Source organism: Actinomycetota bacterium (assembly GCA_030682655.1).
GTDB lineage: Bacteria > Actinomycetota > Coriobacteriia > Anaerosomatales > JAUXNU01 > JAUXNU01.
In genome coordinates, this window is record JAUXNU010000090.1 from 1 (window position 1) to 2346 (window position 2346).

The following is a 2346-nucleotide window of genomic DNA, read 5'->3' on the forward strand; positions in this document are numbered from 1 at the left end:
GAGCTGCTCGCGGATCGCTTTCGGGATCACGACCTGGAACTTGGGAGAAATGGTGACTGCGTCCATCGTGCACCTCCTGGTTGTACTACGCATATTGTATCGATAGCAGATACGTATGACAAGCGCACGAACCACAGCTCATAGCGGCGGCGGAGAGACGATGTGACTAACGTGTTTGCGCTTCAGCTGCGAACGAGCGCCTGTCTTCAGCCTAGCGCTGTCGTGAGTCAGCTGGAAGCGCGGGTTGGGCGGTGTTGTGTGACTGGGCTACTCGAGACGCACATCATCGATCAAGAAGCTGCACCCACTCGGGTTGTCCCTCTCGCTGGCAAGCCACATGAACCCGCTGAACACTCGGTCCAGGTGGAGCTCAGATGTGATGTCCAGAGGAATGCTCACCTCTTGCCAGGCACGGCTCAAGGAGATGACGCCGGTAGAGCAACTCGGCTGAGCATTGTCGTCTTCCGTCCCCCCAACCCTGAACTCTACCTGTTCGCCCCCCTCGTCCCCCTTGATCCAAAAACTCAGCCTATCGATCTTTGAAAGATCGACACCGACGGAGTACTGAGGGTACATCACATCAACCCAGCCAATGCCAGCCCAGCCCAGTTCCTGTGAATCGCCAGGGGCATAGACGCATCTCGCGCAATCGGGAGCCGAGCGGTATTCCGCTCGCCAGTGCTCGTCGAAACTGACGTCCTCGCGGTCACCGACCCATGCCGCCGGGGCGAAGTACTCGGAGACCTCGACGGGCCCCTCAGCCTGTCGCCAGACTGGCGACTCTGGCGTCTCGTCGGGTTGCCAGGACCAGTATTCCACCGCTTCAGTTGGCAGATATGCGGGTGCGGCCCGGCGAACTGCGGGGGGCTCCTTCTCACAGGAGCGAGGAGCCCAGACAGTCAACCACGCACCTAGCGCGGCGGCCAACAGGGTGGCCATCGCGCCAAGCCAAGCGCGACGCCATGCTTCTCGCTCTCTCACTGAGTCTCGAGGTTTCCGACGTATCTCCACGCCACCCGACTCCCCACATTGCCAGGACGCATGCCCCATCCGCCCAACGCTACGTGTTACGGCATGAGCGGCCGGTTTGCGCCGCTCGTGTTGATTCTATCTCGCGCGGTCCGCTCGATGCCGGGGTTCGACACCCGAACTATGTGTCCTTGACTTCGGTCGGGCTCACCGTCGGATCTTCAATGTCAGGGAAGTGCTCTCGCCACTCACTCTCCAGATGCGCGGCGACACGTTCAGTACTCGTGTCAAAGACCGCAATAAGAGACCGAACGAATCCGTAGGTGAGTTCGACTTGCTGATCTATCATCTCCACACCGAGATTCAGAGCCTTGACGTGTCGTGCGTCGATTCGGCCACTGTTGTGAACGAGCAGGTTCCTTGTACGAATGGCCGTCTTGGCTTGTAGGCGTTCAGACTCGTCCGCAAACACCGGCATCTTCAGCGTGTCAGCGCAGAACGCCAGGAGCTGGAAGTCGTCGCGCGCCATCTCTTGGCTCTTCCGGACAGCCAATGAGGCGACGAGCTCAGGCATGGAGTCGAATCCGAGGACCTCGTTCAGGCTCATCTGCTTCTGCGCACTTCTCAACGGGACCGGATTCAGCAAGAGCCCGATGGCACACGCATCACGGAAGAACGTGATAGCAGAATCGACATATCTGCACAAGGACAGATCCAACGCCACGATTGAAGCTTGCGTGCGCAGCTCCTCCACGGAGTCGACCGTCATGCCGTCCTCCATCATGCGAGCCAGCCCAGGAAGGAAGTCGACGTCGGCCACGCGCTTCTGATCCATAGTGCCGAGCCAAAGCAGAAGGCCGAAGACGTCCCTCTGCTGTTGCGTGAGATCGAGGATCGCCGTGGAGAGAGCGTATCGCAACGTCTCTGGCCGGACATGCAGGATTCGTCGCGTCTTCTCCTCCATGGCACCTCCATGGTGTGTCGAACGTGTTACGGCATGAGCCGCGCCCTACGACTGTCATGGTAGCCGATGAGGTGCGAAGTCGGCTCGATGCCGGGGTTAGTCACTCGTCATCGCTTGGGACGGAACTCCACGCTCTCGAAGCCGTCGAAGTGCGAGTCCTGCGTCCAGAGCACGGCATCCTCCGCGCGAGCGGTCGCAAGGATGATCGAATCGGCCATCGCAAGACCGGTCTCGAGTGAGGTTCGAGCTGCGTCCAAGGCCAGAGAGGGCGTCAGGTCGACCACCCTGCCCTGCATCATGACAGCGACTGCATCAAGCGCCGTGGTCTCGTCCGCGATCTGATGAGTTCGCTTGAACACCTCGAAGAGTGTGAGCGCGGGGACGACCAGGTCGTCCGGCTCCTCGATCGCTTT

The 2346-nt window shown here is 60.1% G+C and carries 3 protein-coding genes; all 3 read right to left on the reverse strand.

The genetic code is table 11. The features are described from left to right. Positions 1-267: 267 nt before the first annotated feature. Positions 268-981, reverse strand: coding sequence for a carbohydrate binding domain-containing protein (locus Q8K99_05160; GenBank protein MDP2181944.1), 714 nt, complete (start codon positions 979-981; stop codon positions 268-270). Between the two features lie 169 nt (positions 982-1150). Next, positions 1151-1933 (reverse strand): hypothetical protein, encoded by a 783-nt coding sequence (locus tag Q8K99_05165; GenBank protein ID MDP2181945.1) that lies wholly within the window; start codon positions 1931-1933, stop codon positions 1151-1153. A 107-nt stretch (positions 1934-2040) separates the two neighbouring features. Next, positions 2041-2346, reverse strand: a 306-nt coding sequence (locus tag Q8K99_05170) for a type II toxin-antitoxin system VapC family toxin (GenBank protein ID MDP2181946.1), incomplete at its 5' end; no start/stop codon positions are given.

Excerpts from the sequence above, each read along its gene's own strand:
- Q8K99_05165 (MDP2181945.1), bottom strand. The coding sequence starts at position 1,933 with ATGGAGGAGAAGACGCGACGAATCCTGCATGTCCGGCCAGAGACGTTG.